The organism is Massilia sp. CF038, from assembly GCF_900129765.1.
Taxonomy (GTDB): Bacteria; Pseudomonadota; Gammaproteobacteria; order Burkholderiales; family Burkholderiaceae_D; genus Telluria_A.
In genome coordinates this window covers 1,234,679-1,255,549 of record NZ_FQWU01000001.1, presented here as the reverse complement: position 1 = coordinate 1,255,549, position 20,871 = coordinate 1,234,679, and the positions used below count along the sequence as shown (strand labels likewise).

Annotated in this window: 20 protein-coding genes; 7 read left to right on the top strand and 13 right to left on the bottom strand. The window is 60.4% G+C overall.

Going from position 1 to position 20,871, the window contains the following annotated elements:
- Position 1: 1 nt before the first annotated feature.
- The 12 genes from cheD to flhD all read right to left on the bottom strand — a co-directional run bounded on the left by cheD (position 2) and on the right by flhD (position 10,714).
- A complete protein-coding gene (gene cheD, locus BUC24_RS05850) occupies positions 2–604 on the bottom strand; it encodes a chemoreceptor glutamine deamidase CheD (protein ID WP_073213155.1) in 603 nt (200 codons plus the stop codon).
- Positions 605–613: 9 nt separating this feature from the next.
- Entirely contained in the window at positions 614–1,477 is an 864-nt protein-coding gene (locus BUC24_RS05845) for a CheR family methyltransferase (protein WP_073213154.1), read from the bottom strand.
- 54 nt (positions 1,478–1,531) lie between these two features.
- Positions 1,532–3,238 carry a methyl-accepting chemotaxis protein gene (locus tag BUC24_RS05840; RefSeq protein ID WP_073213153.1) on the bottom strand — a complete coding sequence of 569 codons (1,707 nt, stop codon included), beginning with the start codon at positions 3,236–3,238 and terminating at the stop codon, positions 1,532–1,534.
- A 45-nt stretch (positions 3,239–3,283) separates the two neighbouring features.
- Positions 3,284–3,784, bottom strand: a complete 501-nt coding sequence (locus tag BUC24_RS05835) for a chemotaxis protein CheW (protein ID WP_073213152.1) — start codon at positions 3,782–3,784, stop codon at positions 3,284–3,286.
- 31 nt (positions 3,785–3,815) lie between these two features.
- Positions 3,816–5,966, bottom strand: a complete 2,151-nt coding sequence (gene cheA, locus BUC24_RS05830) for a chemotaxis protein CheA (RefSeq protein WP_073213151.1) — start codon at positions 5,964–5,966, stop codon at positions 3,816–3,818.
- A 52-nt stretch (positions 5,967–6,018) separates the two neighbouring features.
- Positions 6,019–6,384: a response regulator gene (locus BUC24_RS05825; protein ID WP_073213150.1), complete on the bottom strand. Its 366-nt coding sequence runs from the start codon at positions 6,382–6,384 to the stop codon at positions 6,019–6,021.
- Between the two features lie 63 nt (positions 6,385–6,447).
- On the bottom strand, positions 6,448–6,996 hold the full coding sequence (locus tag BUC24_RS05820; RefSeq protein ID WP_073213149.1) for a chemotaxis protein: 549 nt from the start codon (positions 6,994–6,996) through the stop codon (positions 6,448–6,450).
- 28 nt (positions 6,997–7,024) lie between these two features.
- Positions 7,025–7,966, bottom strand: coding sequence for a flagellar motor protein MotB (motB, locus tag BUC24_RS05815; protein WP_073213148.1), 942 nt, complete (start codon positions 7,964–7,966; stop codon positions 7,025–7,027).
- Between the two features lie 32 nt (positions 7,967–7,998).
- Positions 7,999–8,859 carry a flagellar motor stator protein MotA gene (gene motA, locus BUC24_RS05810; protein ID WP_073213147.1) on the bottom strand — a complete coding sequence of 287 codons (861 nt, stop codon included), beginning with the start codon at positions 8,857–8,859 and terminating at the stop codon, positions 7,999–8,001.
- 155 nt (positions 8,860–9,014) lie between these two features.
- On the bottom strand, positions 9,015–9,737 hold the full coding sequence (locus tag BUC24_RS05805) for a class I SAM-dependent methyltransferase (RefSeq protein WP_229448047.1): 723 nt from the start codon (positions 9,735–9,737) through the stop codon (positions 9,015–9,017).
- Between the two features lie 83 nt (positions 9,738–9,820).
- Entirely contained in the window at positions 9,821–10,372 is a 552-nt protein-coding gene (flhC, locus tag BUC24_RS05800) for a flagellar transcriptional regulator FlhC (protein WP_073213145.1), read from the bottom strand.
- A 24-nt stretch (positions 10,373–10,396) separates the two neighbouring features.
- On the bottom strand, positions 10,397–10,714 hold the full coding sequence (gene flhD / locus BUC24_RS05795) for a flagellar transcriptional regulator FlhD (protein WP_073214833.1): 318 nt from the start codon (positions 10,712–10,714) through the stop codon (positions 10,397–10,399).
- A 552-nt stretch (positions 10,715–11,266) separates the two neighbouring features.
- On the opposite strand from flhD, the gene kynU reads away from it, so the two are divergent.
- The 7 genes from kynU (at position 11,267) to BUC24_RS05760 (ending at position 18,561) form a co-directional block, all read left to right on the top strand.
- Positions 11,267–12,511: a kynureninase gene (gene kynU / locus BUC24_RS05790; protein WP_073213144.1), complete on the top strand. Its 1,245-nt coding sequence runs from the start codon at positions 11,267–11,269 to the stop codon at positions 12,509–12,511.
- 13 nt (positions 12,512–12,524) lie between these two features.
- Positions 12,525–13,370, top strand: a complete 846-nt coding sequence (kynA, locus tag BUC24_RS05785) for a tryptophan 2,3-dioxygenase (protein WP_073213143.1) — start codon at positions 12,525–12,527, stop codon at positions 13,368–13,370.
- A 207-nt stretch (positions 13,371–13,577) separates the two neighbouring features.
- Positions 13,578–15,761 (top strand): patatin-like phospholipase family protein, encoded by a 2,184-nt coding sequence (locus BUC24_RS05780; RefSeq protein ID WP_178372480.1) that lies wholly within the window; start codon positions 13,578–13,580, stop codon positions 15,759–15,761.
- A gap of 254 nt (positions 15,762–16,015) precedes the next feature.
- Positions 16,016–17,191, top strand: coding sequence for a sterol desaturase family protein (locus BUC24_RS05775; protein ID WP_073213142.1), 1,176 nt, complete (start codon positions 16,016–16,018; stop codon positions 17,189–17,191).
- Positions 17,191–17,481, top strand: coding sequence for a hypothetical protein (locus tag BUC24_RS05770; RefSeq protein WP_073213141.1), 291 nt, complete (start codon positions 17,191–17,193; stop codon positions 17,479–17,481). The genes BUC24_RS05775 and BUC24_RS05770 overlap by 1 nt, the downstream gene beginning before the upstream one ends.
- The gene (locus tag BUC24_RS05765; RefSeq protein WP_073213140.1) at positions 17,478–17,972 is read left to right on the top strand and encodes a hypothetical protein; all 495 of its coding nucleotides are present in this window, start codon (positions 17,478–17,480) and stop codon (positions 17,970–17,972) included. Before BUC24_RS05770 ends, BUC24_RS05765 begins: the two co-directional genes overlap by 4 nt.
- 37 nt (positions 17,973–18,009) lie before the next feature.
- Positions 18,010–18,561 carry an RBBP9/YdeN family alpha/beta hydrolase gene (locus BUC24_RS05760; protein WP_073213139.1) on the top strand — a complete coding sequence of 184 codons (552 nt, stop codon included), beginning with the start codon at positions 18,010–18,012 and terminating at the stop codon, positions 18,559–18,561.
- A gap of 312 nt (positions 18,562–18,873) precedes the next feature.
- On the opposite strand, the gene htpG is transcribed toward BUC24_RS05760, so the two are convergent.
- On the bottom strand, positions 18,874–20,796 hold the full coding sequence (htpG, locus tag BUC24_RS05755) for a molecular chaperone HtpG (RefSeq protein WP_073213138.1): 1,923 nt from the start codon (positions 20,794–20,796) through the stop codon (positions 18,874–18,876).
- Positions 20,797–20,871: the final 75 nt, after the last annotated feature.

Sequence of the window (20,871 nt, the reverse complement as noted above, 5' to 3'; positions counted from 1 at the left end):
ATCAGAACAGGTCGATCTCGCCACCGACCGGCTCTTTCAGGCGGCTGGCGTAGTCGAGTTCACGCTTGGCCAGCGTGTCGTTATGTGATTGCATCAGCTTCTTGACCAGTACCTTGCCCGTGCGCGGGAAAAAATACACCTTGCGCGGGAATACATCGTTCAGGTCTTCGGCCACCACCCGGATCTTCTCGGTTTTCAGATAGCTCATGACGAAGGCGGCGTTGCGTTCGCCCACGTTGATGGCGGTGAAACCGCGCAGCACGGCGCCGCCGCCGAACACTTTCGCTTCCATGTTTTCGCGCCGGGCACCGGACTTGAGCAAATCGTTAATCAGGATCTCCATGGCGTAGGAACCATAGCGCGCCGAAGCCGAGGCGGGGCTGTTGGCGTCACCGCCACCATCGGGCAGCATGAAGTGGTTCATCCCGCCCAGACCCGAGACGCGATCGCGAATGCAGGCCGATACGCACGAGCCAAGCACCGTCACAATCAGCATGTCCTTGGGCGTGTAATAGTACTCGCCCGGCAGGATCTTGGCCGCGTCGCAATCGAAGGTGCGGTCGTAATAAACGTTAGTGGCGAATTGTTCGTTGTCGGATGCCATAGTCGGTTCTCATTTGACTGCAGGCCGTGCTGCGCCGCGTTCGTCGAGTTCGTACACGGTCTTGCCGCGCAATTTGAGCGCTTCGGACACGTACAGGAAGTTCTCGGAATGGCCGGCAAACAGCAGGGCGTGCGGTTTCATCAATGGCACAAAGCGCGACAGGATTTTGCGCTGGGTCGCTTTGTCGAAATAGATCATCACGTTACGGCAGAAAATCACATCAAACTGGCCTGTCAGCGGCCACTTGTCGCCCAGCAGATTGAGCTGGCGGAAGGTCACCAGCTGGCGCAGCTCGGGACGCACACGGACCATGCCTTCCTGGTCGCCGCGCCCGCGCAGGAAAAAGCGGCGCGCCCGTTCCGGGGCCATTTTTTCGATACGCTCGATTCCATACACGCCGTTCGCGCCCGTGGCCAGCACGTTGGTGTCAATGTCGGTGGCCACGATCTGCACTGGTGGGGTGAGCGTGTTGAACGCTTCGCAGGCGGTCATCGCGATCGAATACGGTTCCTCGCCCGTGGAACTGGCCGAGCACCAGATCGTAATGGGCGTCTCGCGCAGCTTCTTCAGGTGCTCGGCCAGCAGCGGAAAATGATGCGCTTCGCGGAAGAACGAGGTCAGGTTGGTGGTCAGGGCATTGGTGAACGACTCCCACTCTTCGCCCAGGCGCCCTGCTTCGAGGTCGTCGAGGTAGCGCCCGAACGAATCGATGCCGGTGGCGCGCAGGCGCCGCGCCAGGCGGCTGTACACCATTTCCTGCTTGCTCTCGGCCAGCGAGATGCCGGCCTTCTGGTAAATCAGCGCCCGCACCCGTTCAAAGTCACTGCGCGTGAAATTGAATTCTTTGTTCGACTCGGATTTCTGTAGCGCCACGTTGGTTCCTAAGGTTATGCTGTCGGATCCGCTGGCCGGCTTGCGCCGGACTGCTTAGAACTCTTCCCAGTCCTCTGCCGCTGCCGCAGCGATCTTCTTGGGCGCTTTGCCTGCAGCCGGCGCTTCCACCGCCACCCGCGCTGGCGCCGCTTTCACCGGCGGTGCTGCCCGCACGGCACGCGCTGCCGGCGCTGCGCGCTGGACCTTGTTCTCGTCGCCATTGAGCTTGAAGATGCTCACGGCGGCAGCAAGCATGCCGGCCTGTTCTTCCATGCTTTCGGCGGCAGCGGCGGCCTGCTCCACCAGGGCCGCATTCTGCTGGGTCATTTCGTCCATCTGGGTGATGGCCTGGTTGACTTCTTCAATGCCGTTGCTCTGTTCCTGAGTAGCGGCGGTGATTTCGCCCATGATGTCGGCCACCTGCTTGATCGAGGTGACGATCAGCTCCATGGTCTGGCCAGCCTGGTCCACCAGCTTGCTGCCGTTGTCGACCTTGTCGACCGAGTCGCCGATCAGGGCCTTGATTTCTTTGGCGGCACCGGCCGAGCGCTGCGCCAGGTTGCGCACTTCGGCGGCCACCACCGCAAAGCCGCGCCCCTGCTCGCCCGCACGCGCCGCTTCCACGGCCGCATTCAGGGCCAGGATGTTGGTCTGGAAGGCGATGCCGTCGATGACACCGATGATGTCGACGATTTTGCGCGAACTGTCCTTGATCGAGCCCATGGTTTCAACCACCTGGGCCACCACCGTGCCGCCCTGCAGTGCCACCGACGATGCCGACACCGCCAGCTGGTTGGCCTGGCGTGCATTGTCGGCGTTCTGCTTGACGGTGCTAGTCAGTTCTTCCATCGAACTGGCTGTCTCTTCCAGCGAGCTGGCTTGGGACTCGGTCCGCGAGGACAGGTCGGCATTGCCGCTGGCGATTTCCTGCGCCGCGACGGTAATGGTTTCAGTCCCGGTGCGCACTTCGCCGACGGTGCGCGCCAGGCTGTCGTTCATGTCCTTGAGCGCCTGCAGCAGTTCGCTCGTTTCATCCTGCCCTTCCACATGCACTTGCGAGGTCAGTTCGCCGCCGGCGACCTTTTTGGCCACCGACACCGCGCCGTGCAAGGGCGCCACGATCGAGCGCGTAATCACGATGGCAAACACCACGCCCAGCCCCAGCGCCACCGCGCCCAGGCCGTACATAAGAGTCTTCAGGCGCGAATCGGCCTTGACCGAACTTTCAAGGAAGTTGCGCTGGGACGACTGCTGCAGGTCGACCAGCTTGTTGAGCAGCGCCAGCGTCTGCTGGTTGAGTGGATCGATGCGGCCCGCGATGATCTTGGTGGCGCCTTCAGTGTTAAATGCCAGTACCTGGCCAATGGCTTCCTTGAAGGCGGTGTCAAGCTCCTTGTCGACGACGGCCACATCGGCCAGGACCTTTTTTTCTTCGTCGCTCAGGCCGACGGCCTGCAGCGCGTTGCGTGCTTCTTCGTAGCGCTTGCTCTGGGCCTTGACCTTGTCCTGCTCCTTCTGCATCAGCGCCACGTCCGACTGCAGGCCGATGTTACGCATGGCGATCCCGGTTTCGAGCATCGCACTCTTCATGGTGGCCGCATGCAGGTTCTTGGCGTTGGACGTCGTCAACCCGCCCAACAGCTCGCTCTTGTTGCGGCCATTGAGTACGTTGGTCAGCACCACCATGGCCACCAGAATCAGCAGAATGCTGCCAAAACCGATCGCCAGGCGGGTCCCAATCTTAAAATCGCGTAAGCTCATCTTTGTCTCCCCCGGATATCGCACATGCCACGAAGTCGCTGCGCTTTAAGCTGCCAGCTTGTCGATCAGGCCCATCTCGCCGGACGACATCAGTTTGTCGATATCGATCAGGATCAGCATACGCTCATCGACCGTTCCCAGTCCAACCAGGTAGTCCGAATTGAACGCGGTACCCATTTCCGGCGCCGGCTTGATCTGGTCGCTGGTGAGGGTGGTCACGTCCGAGACGCTGTCGACCACCATGCCCATGATACGCCCGCCGATGTTCAGGATGATGACGACCGTGAACTGGTCGTACACGGGGGTGCCGAGCTTGAACTTGATGCGCATGTCCACCACCGGAATGATGATGCCGCGCAGGTTGATCACGCCCTTGATGAATTCAGGCGCGTTGGCGATGCGGGTCACGGCTTCGTAGCCCCGGATCTCCTGCACTTTCAGGATGTCGATCCCGTATTCTTCGGAGCCCAGAGTAAAGGCCAGAAATTCGCGGCCGGCCGCATCCTTGCCTTCGCCCGATTTGTTTGCTGCTGCGTTCATGGACATGATTATTCCTATTCAAATGTGTTCAATACAGTTACGAAAAAATCGGGTCGTCAGCCAGCTGGCGCGAGGAGCGCATCAGGGCCGACACATCGAGAATGAGCGACACGCCGCCGTCGCCCAGAATGGTGGCGCCGGAAATGCCGGTCACCTTGCGGTAGTTCGATTCGAGGTTCTTGACCACCACCTGCTGCTGGCCGACCAGGTCGTCGACAAACAGGCCAGCCTTGCGTCCGTCCGCTTCGAGGATCACGACAATGCCTTCGGACGGGTTGGTAAAGCGCGGCGTGATCTCGAACATCTGGTACAGGGGCACCAGCGGCAGGTACTCGCCGCGCACCTTGATCACGCGGCCCTTGCCGCTGATTTCCTTGACGTCTTCCGGCGCTGGCTGCAGCGACTCGACCACAAAACCGAGCGGCAGGATGTAGACCTCTTCGCCGCAGCGGATCGACATGCCATCGAGGATGGCCAGGGTCAGCGGCAGTGAAATGGAAATGGTGGTGCCAAAGCCCTTGGCCGAACGGATGTCAACCGACCCGCCCATGGCAGTGATGTTGCGCTTGACGACATCCATGCCCACGCCGCGCCCGGACACGTCGGTCACGGTTTCGGCAGTCGAAAAACCAGGCGCGAAAATGAGCTGCCAGACTTCGCTGTCGCTCATGTTCTCGTGCACGGCCAGGCCGTTTTGCGCGGCCTTGGCCAGGATCCGTTCACGGTTCAAACCACCGCCGTCGTCCGACACTTCGATGACGATATTGCCGCCCTGGTGGCCGGCTGACAGGAACAGGCGCCCCGCTTCGGTCTTGCCGGCGGCAACCCGGGCTTCGGGCATTTCAATGCCATGGTCAATGCTGTTGCGCACCAGGTGGGTGAGCGGATCGACGATCCGTTCGATCAAGCCCTTGTCCAGTTCCGTGGCAGCGCCATTGGTGATGAAGTCGACCTTTTTACCCAGCTTGGCGGCCAGGTCGCGCACCATGCGCGGAAAGCGCGAGAACACGAAGTCCATCGGCATCATGCGGATCGACATGACCGCTTCCTGCAGGTCGCGCGTGTTGCGGGTCAGCTGGCTGACGCTATTGAGCAGGCGCTCGTGCACCATCGGGTCAAGCCCGTCGCTGCGCTGTTCGATCATGGCCTGGGTGATGACAAGCTCGCCGATCAGATTGATCAACTGGTCGACCTTCTCGATCGACACCCGGATCGAGGACGATTCGGCAGCCGCAGCAGCCTTGTCGTCCTTCTTGCCTTTTTTGTCTTCGGTCACTTCCAGCGGCTCGATGCGCGCCGCTGCCACCGGCGCGGCCTTGACCGCCACCGGGGTACTGGTGATGCCGGCTGCAGCGCGGATATGCTCGATCGGCTGGAAGAAGCCGTAGCCACGCTCGTCGTCGCTGACGTCATCCTGCACCGGTTCATCTATCGGGTCGAAGAAGCCGTAGCCCTGGTCGTTCTCGACCTTGGCACGGGCCTTGTCTTCAATGGCTTGCTGCTCCGGCGTGAGGGCCGGTGCTTCGAATACTTTCAGCTGTTCGGGATCGAGCACGAACGAGCAAATCGCAATGATGTCTTCCAGCGATTCGTGGGTGGTAACGATGATGGCGTGCCGCTCGCCGCCCAGCGGCACCAGCGAAACACGCCCCAGCAGCCCCAGTTCGGCCGACAAGGCGCTGATGTCGCGCTGCGGCACGGGCGGCAGTTCGATGCGAAAGCGCCGTCCGCCCTTGCCCACATGGACAGGCGCGTCTGTCTGCACAAACGAAGGCGCCACCGGCGCGGCCACCGGCACGGCGTCCTGCGACAGCTCCTGCAGCATCATGCGCACGTCAGCCACGGCATCCTGGTTCACATGGGCGCCGTTGCGGTGGCCGTCCAGCTGCATCTTGAGGATGTCCTTGGCCGCCAAAAACGCGTCCACATGCACGCCGGTCAGCGCCATCTCGCCCTTGCGGATGCGGTCCAGCAGCGACTCGAGCACGTGGGTCACGTCGGTCATGTCATTCAGGCCAAAGGTCGACGAGCCGCCCTTGACCGAGTGCGCCGTGCGGAAGATGGCGTTCAAGTCTTCGGCATCCGGCGCGGCCACGTCCACTGCCAGCAGCAGCCGTTCCATTTCGGCCAGCAGCTCCTCGGCTTCATCAAAGAAGACCTGGAAGAACTGGCTTATATCGATCGTCATGATGAGGCTCCGTCAGTTTCGCGATACATCATTAGCGTACTCCCAACTGGGCTTAACCAATGACTTTCTTGACCACCTCGATCAGACGTTGCGGGTCGAACGGCTTGACCAGCCAGCCATTGGCGCCGGCCGCCCGTCCCTTCATCTTCATTTCGTCGGACGACTCGGTGGTGAGCATCAGGATCGGCGTCTTCTCATAGGTCGGCAAGCCGCGCAGCAGCTTGATGAGCGTCAGACCATCCATGCGTGGCATGTTCTGGTCGGTCAGGACCAGGTCCACCGCCTGCAGCTTTGCCTTTTCCAGGCCGTCCTGGCCGTCGACCGCTTCCACCACGAGGTAGCCCGCAGCCTTCAGGCTGAAGGCGACCATCTGGCGCAATGAACTGGAATCGTCGACTGCGAGTATTGTTTTAGCCATCTTTGCTCCTGCTATTTTTTAAAACCCGGGCATGTGCCCATTTATCGTTGAGTGGCGCTATCGTCAGAACAGCTCGATATCGCCACTTTCCAGATGCTGCTGATTGACTGCTTTTCTTAATACGCTGCGCAGCTCAAGCGACTGAATCGCGAGCGCCATGCTGACCTTGCCGAGCAGGTCCACGATTTCTTCGCTGCCGTGTTCAGGCAGCACGTCGGCGCTGTGCGCCCCCAGCGTGCCCAGAAATTCGCGCAAGCCCGTTACCCGCTTGAGAGTGCGGTCGATCAGCTGGCTCGTCATGTCCTGGAACTGCATGCTGGTGATGGCCGCGTTGACATGCGCGCCCACCTCGCCCGACAGCTGCGCCAGCTGCGCACGCTGCTCTTCGCTGAGGGTGGCGCCGTCCAGCAGCTGGTTGACGCAATCCTGGCGCGCACCGACCACGCTGTGAATGGCCATGAAACTGCTGGTAAGTTTGTCGATCGCTTCTTCCAGCAGGAGCTGGGTCTGGATCAAGTCCGTCTCCACTTCCGTCAGATGGCGCTTGCCGTGGTCGGACACGCCCGACAGCAAGCGCTTGACGTGGGAACCGAGTATTTTTTTTCTCGTCATTCGACTTCTCCAGGATGCAAACCGGCGCTTACGGCGCCGGCGCCTTTGCTGCCTTCAATGCTGCTGCCGCTTCCGCCGCACTGGCGTCAGCCGACACTTCCAGCGCTGCGCCATCACGCATCACCGCTTCTTCGGTGGCCTTGTTCATCACGATAATACTGATGCGGCGGTTGATGGGATTAAACGGGTCCTTGCGGTCCAGGTGCATGGCCGAGGCCAGGCCGACCACGCGCATGATCTTGGCGTCGTTCATGCCACCCAATACCAGCTCGCGGCGCGACGCGTTGGCGCGGTCGGCCGACAGTTCCCAGTTGCTGTAGCCGGCGTCGGTCATGTAGGGCGTCGAATCAGTGTGGCCCGACAGGCTGATGCGGTTTGGCACTTCATTGAGGACCATGCCGATCACGTGCAAAATCTCGGCCGTGTAAGGCTGCACCTGGGCGCTGCCAACGGCGAACATGGGCCGGTTCTGCTCATCGACGATCTGGATCCGCAAGCCTTCGCTGGTGATATCGATCAGCAGCTGCTTCTGGTATTTCTTGAGCAGGGGATTGGCTTCGATGGTCGCTTCAATTTTGGCCTTGAGCGACTTCAGGCGCCCCGCTTCTTCGGCTGCCAGCAGCGCCTTGGCCGCCTTCAGGTCGTAGGTTTTCTTTTCCGGTGCCGTGTCGCCCTTTTTCACCTGGCCGTTGCGGCGCGTCAGATCGGCGCCGCCACCCTTAATGATGGACGAACTGTCACCGCTGCCGGAGCCGCCCTGCATGGCCACCTTGAGCGGGGTCTGGAAAAATTCGGCAATGCCGTTCAAGTCGCCCTTGCTGGTTGAACCCAGCAGCCACATGAGCAGGAAGAAGGCCATCATGGCAGTCACGAAGTCGGCGTACGCGATCTTCCACGCGCCGCCATGATGGCCGCCCGCGGTTTTCTTGATCCGTTTGACGATGATCGGTCGTAAGCCCTCATCGGCCATGGAAACTCCGTGTCATGTGCTGCATCGCGCGCTTACTTGGTCTTCGACTTCTTGATGTGATCTTCAAGCTCATTGAAGGTCGGGCGTTCGGTCGAGTACAGCACCTTGCGGCCAAACTCCACGGCCAGCGCCGGCGCATAGCCGTTCAGGCTTGCCAGCAGCGTCACTTTCACGCACTGGAACATCTTGGCTTCTTCTTCCAGCTTCTGTTCGAGCAGGCTGGAAAGCGGACCGACGAAGCCGTAGGCCAGCAAAATGCCGAGGAAGGTACCGACCAGCGCCTTGGCAATCAGGATCCCCAGTTCGGCCGGCGGAATGCCCACCGATTCCATGGTGTGCACCACGCCCATCACGGCAGCGACAATACCGAAAGCCGGCAAGCCGTCGCCCAGTTTGGCGATCACGTGGGCCGGCACCGCACCTTCGTGGTGGTGGGTCTCGATCTCGTTGTCCATCAGGTTTTCGATCTGGAAGGCGTCCATGTTCCCGGACACCATCAGGCGCAGATAATCGGTCATGAATTCGACGATGTGGTGGTCCGACAGGACCCCCGGATACTTGGAAAAGAGCGGGCTCTCTTCGGGCTTGTCGATGTCGCCTTCAATCGACATCAAGCCTTCCTTGCGCACCTTGGACAGGACGTCGAACAGCAGCGACATCATCTCCATGTACAGGTCTTTGGTGTAGCGCGAACCCTTGAACAGCGAGGGCAGCGCCTTCATGGTGGCTTTGATCGACTTGCCGTTGTTACCGACAAAAAAAGCGCCGAGCGCGGCGCCGCCGATCATCACCAGTTCGAGTGGCTGGAACAGCGAGGCGAGGTGGCCGCCGCTGGCTGCAAAGCCACCGAACACCGATGCGCAAACGACGATGTATCCGATTATGACTAACAAGTGCGCACACTCCCCATGGTGATTCGAGCAAGGTTGCAATCAAGCCGTGGCGTTCTTGGCAAGAGCATGAATCATCTGACTCGACTAATTTACATACGGAACTACAATAGCGTGAGAACGCCTGCTGGAGCAAGGGAAAACGGCCAGTTTGTCGCCTAAAAGTGCCAGATATAAAGGGTGGGTCCGCGCCCTGTAGGCAAGATACTAAGATCAGGCGCTTTTTCCGTTATCACAAATTCATAACTGAGCAAAATGGCACCAGAACGCATCTCGCGCGCGGCCTTGTGCCACAGGTCCGACATGGCCGCTGGCGACAGGTAGGCGAACACCGCATCGTAGTTGCCGAAGTCCAGATCGTGATAGTCGCCGCGCACAAAACGGGCACCCGAACCGCTCACGCGTGCACGCAGCCACGACACCATCCATGGCAAGGGCGCGAGCTCGATGCCGACAAAGGTCGACTCGGGCCGGCGCGCCGCCAGGTCCAGCACCAGGCCACCAAGGCCACTGCCAATATCGATCGCGCACACGGGCCGGTCCGGCGGCAGCAAGCGCGCCACTTCATCCCACACACGCTTGCCCGACGGGTAGTACGGCACCTGGGTGCGGAAGGTCGACCAGTACAGCATCAGCAAAAACAGAAACCCGGCCAGGAACAGGCCAGGTGCGATGCCCAACTGGCGCGACTCGAGCAGCGCCAGCGGGAACACCAATTGAATCGCCAGCCACCACACAGCCAGTTTGCGCAAGTGCGCCAGTAGCGCCGCAAAGCCGCCCTGGATCAGCGCTGCACCTGCGTAGCCGGGCGCCATACCGGCACGCGCCAGCACATACACCGCCATCAGGGTCAGGGGAAACGCGGCGCACTGCAGCAGCAAGGCCTGTACGGCGGGTGCGCGCCATAAGCGAAAAAGGGCAAGGCTCGCGCCCTGCCCTTGCTGTGTGGCTGCGCGTGGCCGCGTCACGCGTTCAGCAGCGCCGCGGCGGCGTCCCGGGATTTTTTGGTCTTGCCAGCGCGCGAAGGCATGTGGCACAGGCCGCACAGATAATGCTGATTCAAGTCCATGCAATTGACCACGAACTTGCCCTGGCATTTCTGGCAAGGCGCCAGCGCCAGCATATTGCTTTGGAAGAAACGCACCAGGGTCCAGGCGCGCGTGAGCGACAGCAGCGGCTCTTCACCAGCTTCGGGCGGCATTTGTTCGAGGTACAGCTTGTAGGCCTTCATGACGGCTTCGATGCCAGTGGCACCGGCATGGTCAACCAGGAATTTATGGATGTTGATGAACAGCGAAGAATGGATGTTCGGCTGCCAGGTCAGGAACCAGTCGGTCGAAAACGGCAGCATGCCCTTGGGCGGCGACACGCCCTTGAGTTCTTTGTACAGCTTGAGCAGGCGCTCGCGCGACAGCGAGACTTCGGTTTCAAGCAGTTGCAGGCGCGCGCCAAGCTGGATCAGTTCGATAGCCAGCTGGATTTCCTGGGCCTCCGTCACTACGCTTTTCTTGGACATGGCGCGCCTCCGTTGACAACGAGCTTAAGCGATTTCTTCGACAGCCTGGCCAGCCATCAGGATGGCAGCGTGCGACTGGGCCAGTCCGCGGTCTTTATTGTAATTGGTCAGCATGGACAGAATAGCACCATCATCGAAGCGGAAGCGCGCCAGCATCATGTTGCCGCCAGCCAGCTTCAGAATCTGGGCGTTGCTCATGCCTTCGATCAGGTCAGCGATGTCAGCTGCGATGCCGAGACGGAAGATCGCGGTCACCTTGTCAGCGCGGATCATCTGCTGGGCCAGCATCAGGTAGCTCAGGTTCGCATCACGAATTTCCGCCATCATGTCGTTCGCAGTCATTTCCATCTCCTTCAATCCGTTGCCTGGCTAAGTGTTATTGCCAGTGAGATACATTTTGACCCGAAGAGAATTATTCAGGAATAGGCCGTTGGCTGTATTTTGCGTCGGTGAATGGCGAGATAGATCCGTAGGAGTTTGTCTGACAAACCCTGGCGGATCATTGTCGCGCCCCTATGATAACAGGGGCGGAATGAAGGTGATTTACTGCTGAACCTGGTGCTACCGGACAAAAAATATTTCGTCTCGTTGTCCTAGTAACGTCGGATTTTTCCGAATCTTTAGGGCAGTTTGAAAATATTTTTCAGACCGATTTCCCCTTGTCTGATCCGGTTACGGCAGCGCTTTTGGAAACTTGAGGGCTTTTTTCAAAAATTTTTGAGAAAAGTCGAAAAAGTCGCGAAAAGATCGTGCGTAGATTGAATCGCGGGCAATAGTAGCATAAAAACATTCTAGACTTTTCATCGTTACAACCTGTTTCAAATGCCATTTCTTGGTAAACTGCGCAGCTTCGCCCAAGTAATTTAGGCTTAAAGTATTTTTTGGGGTATCTGTATGAATCGACAAGATTGCCTGGACTGTGACGCGGCCGACCCACTGGCCGGGCTGCGCCAACAGTTCGCCCTGCCCGCTGACGTGATCTACCTGGACGGCAACTCGCTGGGCGCCCGCCCTGCTGCCGCTCTGGCGCGGGCGCAGGACGTGGTCGCGCGCGAATGGGGCATGGACCTGATCCGCAGCTGGAATACGGCTGGCTGGTTCGACCTACCCAAACGCCTGGGCGACCGTCTGGGCAAGCTGATTGGCGCGGCGCCCGGCGAAGTTGTCGTCAACGATACCACCTCGCTCAACCTGTTCAAGGCCCTGGCGGCTGCCCTGCACATGCAGGAGCATGGCGCGGGCACAGGCCGGCGCGTGATCGTCACCGAGCGCAGCAACTTCCCTACCGATATTTACATGGCGGAAGGCCTGGCCAGCTGGCTGGCGCGCGGCTACGAAGTGCGGCTGGTCGATTCGGTCGACCAGATCCCGGACGCGATTGACGCCGACTGCGCCGTGCTGATGCTCACGCACGTGAACTACCGCACTGGCTACCAGCACGACATGGCGGCCCTAACGGCCCATGCCCACGCCCAGGGCGCACTGGTGATCTGGGACCTGGCCCATTCGGCCGGTGCCGTGCCGGTCGACCTGCACGCCGCTGGCGCCGACCTGGCCGTGGGCTGTACCTACAAGTACTTGAATGGCGGCCCGGGCGCGCCCGCCTTCATCTGGGTACCGCAGCGCCACCAGGCTGCATTCACCCAGCCGCTGTCGGGCTGGTGGGGGCATGCCAATCCGTTCGCGATGGCGCCCCACTTTGTGCCGACGGAAGGGATCGGGCGCGCCCTGTGTGGCACCCAGCCGATCGTCTCGCTCACGCTGGTCGAATGCGGCCTGGAGATCTTTGAGCAGACCGACATGCACGCCATTCGCGCCAAATCGCTGGCCCTGACTGACTTGTTCATCGAACTGGTCGAAGCGCGCTGCGCCAGCCATCCATTGGGTCTGGTGACGCCGCGCGCGCATGCGCTGCGCGGCAGCCAGGTCAGCTTCACCCATCCGCACGGCTACGCGGTGATGCAGGCGCTGATCGCGCGTGGCGTGATTGGCGACTACCGCGAGCCGGCCATCATGCGTTTTGGTTTTACCCCTTTGTATACAAGCTTTGCCGAGGTATGGGACGCAGTCGAGATCCTGCGCCAGATCCTCGACGACAAGGCCTACGACCTTGCGGCGCGCCGCACCGCAGTGACCTGACCGGAACCACACCATGTCCAACGACGAACAAAAATGCCCGGCCAACTGGCACGGCGCCAAGATGGATTTCAGCGAAGCGATGAGCTATGGCGACTACCTGGGTCTGGAACAGATCCTCAACGCCCAGCATCCGCGCTCGCCTAATCATAATGAGATGCTGTTCATCATTCAGCATCAGACCAGCGAATTGTGGCTCAAGCTGATGCTGCACGAAATGCAGGCGGTGCGCGTGCACCTGCGCGCCGGCGAACTGCCGCCCGCCTTCAAGATGCTGGCGCGGGTGGCGCGCATCATGGACCAGCTGGTGCATGCCTGGGACGTACTTGCCACCATGACGCCGCCCGAGTACACCGCCATCCGGCCGTATCTGGGCGCGTCCTCGGGCTTTCAGTCCTACCAGTACCGCGAGCTTGAATTCATCCTCGGGAACAAGAACGCGGCCCTGCTGGCCGTGCACGAAACCGCCACCGACGCGCACACGATTCTCGACCGCGAGCTGCATGCGCCTTCAGTCTACGACGAAGCGGTGATGCTGCTGGCACGCAGCGGCTTTGCCATTGCACCGGAACGGCTTCATGCCGACTGGACCAAGCCAACCACGCATGACGAATCGGTCAAGGCAGCGTGGCTGGGTGTGTATCAGGATCCGACGCAGCACTGGGCGCTGTATGAGCTGGCCGAAAAGCTGGTGGACCTGGAGACTGCCTTCCGCTTCTGGCGCTTCCGTCACGTGACCACGGTCGAACGCATCATCGGCTTCAAGACCGGCACTGGCGGTACGGCCGGGGTAAGTTATCTGCGCAAGATGCTGGACGTGGTGCTGTTCCCGGAATTGTTCGCGCTGCGGACGGCGTTGTAACGGCGCGCGTAAATAAGGCAGAAAGTGAATCTCTAGCTACATCGCCCTCGCGAAGGCGGGGGCCCATAGCACACCACCGAATCCGGTTACATAGAATAGGCCCCCGCCTTCGCGAGGGCGATGTGCTAACCCAGCTCGATGTGGTCTGGTGGCGCCATCTATGGTAAGTTTTGGCATTCAAGCAACTTGACTGTCGACGCCTACCCCATGCCCACCCTGTTTCGTACCCTTGGCGCTGCCACCGCGCTGCTGATTCTGCTCGCCTCTCCTGCCCTGGCCCGCCCCAAAGTCGGGCTGGTGCTATCGGGCGGCGGCGCACGCGGGGTGGCCCACATTGGCGTCCTCAAGGTGCTGGAAGAAATGCACATCCCGGTCGACTACGTGGTCGGCACCAGTATGGGCTCCATCGTCGCCGGCGCCTACGCCATGGGCAACGATCCCAAGGACCTGGCCGCACGCCTGCAACAGGTGCGCTGGAACGAAGTCCTGGACGACAACCCGCCACGCCTCGAACGCACGCCCTACACCAAGAACAATGAGCGCAACAGCATCAGCAGCCGCGAACTGGGCTTTCGCGACGCAGAACTGCAATTCCCGCGCGGTCTGAACTACGGCCAGCAGATCGAGTTCTTCTTCAATACCCTCGCTGCTCGCACGGGCGACATTGACCACTTCGACCAGCTCGACATCCCGTTTCGCGCGGTGGCCACCGATATTGAAAACGGCAAGATGGTGGTGCTCGACCGCGGCGCCATTGCGCGTGCCATGCGCGCCAGTATGTCGGTACCGGGCGTATTCGCGCCCGTGGAGATCGATGGCCGCGCCCTGCTCGACGGCGGCCTGGTACGCAACCTGCCGGTGGACGTGGCGCGCTCGATGGGGGCCGACATCGTCATCGCCGTCAACCTGGGCACTGCCCTGCTCAAGCGCGACCAGATCGTTTCGGTGTTCGGCGTCGGCCAGCAAATGCTCAACATCCTGACCGAGCAAAACGTGGAAAACTCGCTGCGCCAGCTTGGTCCACGCGATATTCTCATCACGCCGGCACTGGGTGACTATTCCGCGGCCGACTTCGACAACGCCACCAGCACTATCGTGATAGGCGAAGCGGCGGCGCGCGCGGTGGCGCCGCAGCTGGCTACACTCTCGCTGAACAGCACCGAATGGGAAGCACACATGGCCGCGCGCCGAAGCCGCCATCTGGACGCGGGCAACATCGCCGCCGTGCGCATCGACCCGTTCTATCTGCGTCACGTCAGTGTGGCCGCAGTGCAGGCCAAGCTGACCATCAAGCCCGGCACCGCCCTCAAGATGAGCGAACTGCAGGCGAACCTGAACAGCCTTTACGCGAGCGGCAATTTCCAGAACGTGAACCACCGCTTCGAACAGGATGCGGGCGGGCGCACGCTGGTGATCGAACCGGTGGAAAAGGAATGGGGACCGAACTACCTGCGCGGCGGCTTCCGCCTGTCAACCGACCTGGCCGGCCAAAGCGACTTCTCGATTTTGCTCAACCACCGCTCGACCTGGCTCACCCCGTCCGGGCTGGAATGGCGCAACGACGTCTCGCTGGGCCAGGTCATGCTGGTCAATTCGCAGCTGTATCAGCCGCTGGACGTGGCCGGAAATTGGTTTGTGGCGCCCGTGCTGCGCCTGTCGCAAACGCGCGACAACCTGATCATCAACGAGCGGCCCGTGGCCACTTACCGGATCCGCCAGCAGACGGTGGGGCTGGACCTGGGCCACCACATAGGCAACACTACCACGCTGCGCTTTGGCCTGGAACGGGGTAGTTCGCGCGCCAGCCCCAGCGTGGCCGTGCCGGATTTCCCCAGCCAGTCCGAGCAAATTGGCGTGGTCCGCATGGAATTCCTGCAGGACCGGCTCGATGACTGGGTCTTCCCCACCACCGGCACCTTTGCCTTCGCCAATGCGCGCCTGTCGAGTACCGGGCTGGGCGCCGACCAGACCTATCGCCGCGTGGAAGCTGGCCTGGAAGGTGTATGGGGCATCCGCCAGCACCGCATCAGCCTGGCCGCGCGAGGCGGCAAGATCTGGGGCGATGACGCCCCACTGACGGAACTGTTCTCGCTGGGGGGCGTATTAAACATGACCGGGTACCCGGATCGCCAGTTCCTCGGCGCCAGCTACGCCTACTCGCGCGCCATGTACAGCCGCCAGACCGAAATTTTCGGCCTGAAAAACATCTACCTGGGCGGCACCGTGGAAGCAGGCCGGATGACGCGCCGTTTCAATGGCGAGCAAGTGGGAACCAAGTTCTCGACCAGCGTATTTGGCGCCATCAACACCGGGCTGGGGCCATTCACCCTGGGCCTGGGGATTGGCGAAGACGGCAACCACAGCTTTTATCTTTTCTTCGGCAAACCTTAATTGCGTTATAAAATCTTGCTCTAAACCGGGGTCAGACCTCAATACTGAAATTGTTTTTTAATCGGGGTCAGACCTCGTTTTTTGGTAGGCACAGGCTTGGCGAACACGGTTTTTTGGGCTTAGTGGGCGAATGCGCGCGCCTTATTTTGGAATTTGTAGCGCTAAAGTACCAATTTTTGAGGTCTGACCCCGATTAAAAAACAGTTTCAGTATTGGGGTCTGACCCCGGTTGGAAAAAAGAGAAGGAAGCAGGAATGAAACAGATTGTGGATCCGGCCAAGGCCGTCATCGGGAACGTCGGCGGCGCCGTCAGCGAAACGGGCGAACTGCTCAAACAGAGCGGTCCTCTGACGCCGGGGATCGGCATCGCCAGCGGGGTCGTGGCCCTCACCCTGGGCATTCTGTGCTTTCTGGGCGTGCTGGCGTTTCACTTCCCGCAGTATCTGACCACGCCCGAGCTGCGCCACAAATACAATCCCGACATCATTCGCCACATCATGTTCGGGGCGCTGGTGATTGCTGGCTCGATCAGCCTGCTCAATGTGCTGTTCAAACGCCAGCGTGGTTTGAATGGTGTCGCCGCCGCTCTGGTGCTGGCGACCCTGGCGCTGGGCGGCTCGCATGTGCCCGTCGCCGATTTCCCTGATAACACGCCATACATCGGCATGGATTGGTTCATTCTCGATCTGCTGGGCTCGACCGTGATTTTTGCGGCGATCGAAAAGCTGTTCCCGCTGTATAAAGGCCAGCTGCTGTTTCGCAAGGAGTGGCAGACGGACATGGTCCACTTCGCTGTAAACCACTTCATCGTTGGTCTGGCGCTGTTGACGGTCAACTTTGCCATTCACCGCCTGTTCGGCTGGATGGCCAATGATGCCGTGCATGCGGCGGTGCAGTCGATTCACTTCATTCCGCAACTGCTGCTGTGTATTCTGGCAGCCGACTTCGTGCAGTACTGGACCCACCGCTCGTACCATGAGATCCCCTTCCTGTGGCGCTTCCACGCCGTGCATCACTCGGCCAAGACCATGGACTGGCTGGCCGGCTCGCGCCAGCATATGTTCGAGCTGATTGTCACGCGCGTGGGTGTGCTGGGCATTTTGTATGTGCTGGGCTTTGAGAAGTCGGTGATGGATGCGTACATCGTCATCGTCGGTTTTCAGGCCGTGTTCAATCACGCCAATGTGCATTTGCCATGGGGGCCGATCAAGTACTTCATCGTCACGCCCGACTTCCATCACTGGCACCATTCGTCCGATGATGTGGCGATCGACAAGAACTACGCGGCCCATTACGCTTTCCTGGACCGTATCTTCGGCACCGCGATCAAGGGCCAGACCGGGTTCCCGGAAAAGTATGGCGTGCAGGGTGATTACATGCCGGACGGCTTCACCAAGCAGTTCATGTTCCCCTTCCGTAAACAGAAGTGATGGATGCGGTGACCCAAGCGCAGATTCTTGATCTGGGGCGGCAGGCGCACGCCTTGACCGAAGCAGCTTATGGCGCTCACCCCGCCACCAGAGGGCAGCCTTCGTGGCCAGACAAGCAGCGCATTCTGCTGGCCGACATGGCACTCCATCTGCTGCAAACGGCGCTGCGCGATGGCCCGATTGACAGCGCCACCTTGCAAAACAATCTGTATTCGATCCTGACCATCAGCGCCCCGTTCCTGCCCGAGAAAGAACTGGTGCAGCATGCGCAGGCGATCATCACACCATGAAACTGATTGCTGAAAAACGCGGCAAGACCGACAAACTCGATCACTTGCGCTACTTGCGCAGCGACGGCAGCAGCACCGAAACGGCCATGCCACGCCAGGGCATACTGCCGCACGACCTGGTCCATTATGTGGTTGAAACTGGCCTGGGCGTGAGGAACGGCTTCACCGGCCTGGTGGCGCGCGGCGCCGCGGCCAGCTTTGCCATGGAGACCACCCACGACCCGATCGGCAAGGAGGTGGAAGCCGAGGCGATCCAGGTAGAAGCCATTGTGGAGGCGCTTCAGACCCAGCTCTGGAGCGGCCAGTTCAGCGAGGCCGACTTTCTTGAAGGCGTGCGTACCGCCTGTCTGATGCGCGAGACGCCAACATTCGCATTTACGGCCCCGGAGGCGGGCGCCATCTTGTTCCGCAGCGCGCTGGAACTCGATACGCAATGGAAATCTGTGCCCTTCCACGACTCGCTGACGCTGGACTTCCCGGAATCGACGTAAAATCCATTGTGACGATTGAACAACCTTGGGAGGCGCAATGGATTGTGACGTACTGACCCTGTCGGGTCTGTGGAATTCGGGACCGGAGCACTGGCAAACGCATTGGGAGCGCAAGCATCCTGAATTTGTACGTGTGCCACACCGCGATTACAACAACCCGGTGCGCGACGAGTGGGTGGAAGAACTTGACGCCGCCATCGCGGCCAGTGACGGTCCGCCGATCCTGGTGGCGCATAGCCTGGGTGTGCAGCTGGTGGTGCAGTGGGCGCGCTCGCAGTCCGATCTGAAAATCGCCGGTGCGCTGCTGGTGGCGCCAAGTGACACGGAAGCGCCGTCGTATCCAGTGCCGGCCAACGGTTTTGCGCCGGTCCCGCTCGACAAGCTGCCCTTCCCCACCATTGTGGCGGCCAGCGGTAACGATCCCTTTGTTTCGCCTGCGCGCGCGCGTCAGTTTGCCGATGCATGGGGCAGCCAGTTTGTGGAGGTGGGGAATCTGGGGCACATTAATGGCGACAGCAATCTGGGGGATTGGCCTGTGGGCGCGACGCTGCTTGCGCAGTTGTGTGCGCAGGTGCCTCACGATGCATAAATAAGGTCATCTGCCCGCACGGTGAAGACGAAAAAACAGCCCTGACGCTAGCGCGGCCGGGCTGTTTTTATGGCAATGTGCCAAGCCACACATCGTCCTCGCGAAGGCGGGGACCCATTCCACCTCCCCGAAGTCGTTCAGCGCGCTATGGGTCCCCGCCTTCGCGAGGACGATGTGGTGGATGTGCGCCGACTCAATATGGGTCCCCGCCTGCGCGAGGACGATGTGGTGGATGTGCGCCGACCCAGGTGTGAAGCGCGTTAAAAAAGCCCGGGCGCTTGCGCGGCCGGGCTGATTTCCCTCAAAGACGATTTACTTCGCGCTCGATGCCAGCAGCATCTCGTTCAGACGCTTCACGAACGTGGCCGGGTCGCTCAGCGAGCCGCCTTCGGCCAGCAAGGCCTGGTCGAACAGGATGTGCGCCCAGTCGCCAAACTGGCTGCTCTCGGCACTTTCGTACTTCAGGCGCGTCACCAGCGGGTGGTTCGGGTTGATTTCGAGGATAGGCTTTGAATCTGGCGCGTTCTGGCCCGCTGCCTTGAGCATGCGCAGCAGGTTACCCGACAACTCGTTTTCGTCCGCCACCAGGCAGGCCGGCGAATCGGTCAGGCGGAACGTCACGCGCACATCCTTGGCCTTGTCGCCCAGCGCGGTCTTCATGCGCTCGGTCAGTTCCTTGTACGACGATTCGGTCTCTTCGTGCTCCTTCTTCTCGGCTTCGTCTTCCAGGCCGCCCAGATCCAGCCCGCCCTTGGCCACCGATACCAGTTCCTTGCCTTCGAACTCGGTCAGGAAGGACAGCATCCATTCATCGACGCGGTCGGTCATGAGCAGCACTTCGACACCCTTTTTACGGAAGATCTCGAGGTGCGGGCTGTTCTTGGCGGCGACGTAGTTGTCTCCGGCGACGTAGTAAATCTTTTCCTGGCCTTCCTTGGCGCGCGCAATGTACTCGGCCAGCGACACGGTCTGCTCGGCGTTGTCATTGGCGGTACTGGCAAAGCGCAGCAGCTTGGCGATGCGGTCCTTGTTGGCAGCGTCTTCGCCGATGCCTTCTTTCAGCACCTGGCCAAACTCTTTCCAGAAGGTGGTGTACTTGTCCTTTTTTTCCTGCTCGTCGGCGTTGGCCAGTTCTTCCAGCATGCCCAGCACGCGCTTGGTCGAGCCTTCGCGGATGACTTTCACATCGCGCGACTCCTGCAGGATTTCGCGCGAGACGTTCAGCGGCAGATCGTTCGAATCGATCACGCCTTTGATGAAGCGCAGGTAGGCCGGCATCAGCTGCTCGGCATCGTCCATGATGAACACGCGCTTGACGTACAGCTTGATGCCGCCGCGCTTGTTGCGGTCCCACAGGTCGAAGGGGGCGTGGCTTGGCACGTACAGCAGCTGGGTGTATTCGCTGCGGCCTTCAACCCGGTTGTGCGTATGGGTCAGCGGTGCCTGGAAGTCGTGCGAAACGTGTTTGTAGAATTCGTCGTACTGCTCCGGCGTGATGTCGGACTTGCTGCGTGCCCACAGGGCGCTGGCCTGGTTGACGGTTTCCAGTTCGTCGGTGACGACAGTTTCTTTTTTCTCGGCGTCCCATTCGTCTTTCTGCATCACGATCGGCAGCGAGATGTGGTCCGAGTACTTGCGGATGATCGATTTGAGCTTCCAGGCCGAGAGCAGTTCTTCTTCGCCGTCGCGCAGATGCAAAATGACATCGGTGCCGCGGTTGGTCTTGTTGATGGTCTCGACGCTGTAGTCGCCTTCGCCGCCGGACTCCCAGCGCACGCCCTCGGCACCATCGACGCCTGCACGGCGCGTTTCAACCGTGATCTTGTCGGCCACGATGAAGCCGGAGTAGAAGCCGACGCCGAACTGGCCGATCAGGGCCGCGTCGGCCTGCTGGTCGCCCGACAGCTTGCCGAAGAATTCCTTGGTGCCCGACTTGGCGATGGTGCCCAGATGCGAAATGACTTCGTCCCGGTTCATCCCGATGCCGTTGTCGGAAATGGTGATGGTTTTTGCTTCCTTGTCGAAGCTGACCTTGATTTTCAGTTCATGGTCGTTGCCGTACAGGGCGTCATTGTTGATTGCTTCAAAGCGCAGCTTGTCGGCCGCGTCGGAGGCGTTCGAAATCAACTCGCGCAGGAAGATTTCCTTGTTCGAGTACAGGGAGTGGATCATCAGTTGCAGCAACTGCTTTACTTCTGCTTGAAAACCAAGGGTTTCTTTTTCGGCAACAGCCATTTTTTAGTCCTCGTTGAGACAGGTTGAACGGATTGGAGCGAGATGGGGGTGCTTGGCCTTATTTCAAGACCTTTT

Coding starts and splice junctions, on each gene's coding strand:
- cheD (WP_073213155.1), bottom strand. CDS start 604: ATGGCATCCGACAACGAACAATTCGCCACTAACGTTTATTACGACCGC.
- kynA (WP_073213143.1), top strand. CDS start 12,525: ATGTCCAACGACGAACAAAAATGCCCGGCCAACTGGCACGGCGCCAAG.
- BUC24_RS05835 (WP_073213152.1), bottom strand. CDS start 3,784: ATGTCCATGAACGCAGCAGCAAACAAATCGGGCGAAGGCAAGGATGCG.
- flhC (WP_073213145.1), bottom strand. CDS start 10,372: ATGTCCAAGAAAAGCGTAGTGACGGAGGCCCAGGAAATCCAGCTGGCT.
- BUC24_RS05775 (WP_073213142.1), top strand. CDS start 16,016: ATGAAACAGATTGTGGATCCGGCCAAGGCCGTCATCGGGAACGTCGGC.
- BUC24_RS05765 (WP_073213140.1), top strand. CDS start 17,478: ATGAAACTGATTGCTGAAAAACGCGGCAAGACCGACAAACTCGATCAC.
- BUC24_RS05840 (WP_073213153.1), bottom strand. CDS start 3,238: ATGAGCTTACGCGATTTTAAGATTGGGACCCGCCTGGCGATCGGTTTT.
- BUC24_RS05780 (WP_178372480.1), top strand. CDS start 13,578: ATGCCCACCCTGTTTCGTACCCTTGGCGCTGCCACCGCGCTGCTGATT.
- kynU (WP_073213144.1), top strand. CDS start 11,267: ATGAATCGACAAGATTGCCTGGACTGTGACGCGGCCGACCCACTGGCC.
- BUC24_RS05760 (WP_073213139.1), top strand. CDS start 18,010: ATGGATTGTGACGTACTGACCCTGTCGGGTCTGTGGAATTCGGGACCG.
- motB (WP_073213148.1), bottom strand. CDS start 7,966: ATGGCCGATGAGGGCTTACGACCGATCATCGTCAAACGGATCAAGAAA.
- htpG (WP_073213138.1), bottom strand. CDS start 20,796: ATGGCTGTTGCCGAAAAAGAAACCCTTGGTTTTCAAGCAGAAGTAAAG.
- cheA (WP_073213151.1), bottom strand. CDS start 5,966: ATGACGATCGATATAAGCCAGTTCTTCCAGGTCTTCTTTGATGAAGCC.
- BUC24_RS05770 (WP_073213141.1), top strand. CDS start 17,191: ATGGATGCGGTGACCCAAGCGCAGATTCTTGATCTGGGGCGGCAGGCG.
- flhD (WP_073214833.1), bottom strand. CDS start 10,714: ATGACTGCGAACGACATGATGGCGGAAATTCGTGATGCGAACCTGAGC.
- BUC24_RS05820 (WP_073213149.1), bottom strand. CDS start 6,996: ATGACGAGAAAAAAAATACTCGGTTCCCACGTCAAGCGCTTGCTGTCG.
- BUC24_RS05825 (WP_073213150.1), bottom strand. CDS start 6,384: ATGGCTAAAACAATACTCGCAGTCGACGATTCCAGTTCATTGCGCCAG.